1 protein-coding gene is annotated in these 520 nt (G+C 67.5%); it reads left to right on the top strand.

The features are described from left to right. On the top strand, nt 1–520 hold a 520-nt coding region (locus tag R4P08_RS18485; protein ID WP_317815320.1), incomplete at both ends, for an FAD-dependent oxidoreductase.

Raw genomic sequence — 520 nt, 5'->3', positions numbered from 1 at the left:
CACCCATGCTGCCGCGCAGGGATATTCGGATGCCGGTCAGCTGGCTGACGTCCCGCACGTGGTGGTGGTCGGCGGCGGTATCGCAGGCCTGAGCGCCGCGACAGCGCTGGCCGAGCGTGGTGTGAAGGTGCACCTGGTCGAGCGTGAGAGCTACCTCGGCGGCCGCGTCGGCGGGTGGGACACGACGCTGGAGGACGGATCGCCCGCGACCATGAGCCGCGGCTTCCATGCGTTCTTCCGGCAGTACTACAACCTGCGAAACCTGTTGCGCCGCACCGATCCAGGGTTGTCTCGGTTGCGTCCGGTCGACGACTACCCGCTGATCGACGGCGACGGCCGGATCGACGGCTTCAAAGGGTTGCCCGACACTCCGCCGCTCAACGCATTCGCGTTCGTCAAGCGTAGTCCGACGTTCCGGTGGAAGGACCTCGCCGACCTCAACGGCATCGCCGCCCTCCCGCTGATGACGGTGAGGGTGCCCAAGACCTTCGACGAGCTGGACACCACTCCGGCCGCAGAG

Origin of the sequence: Rhodococcus sp. IEGM 1408, assembly GCF_033142235.1 — a bacterium.
Classification (GTDB): domain Bacteria; phylum Actinomycetota; class Actinomycetes; order Mycobacteriales; family Mycobacteriaceae; genus Dietzia.
This window is presented reverse-complemented; position numbering and strand designations above follow the sequence as displayed.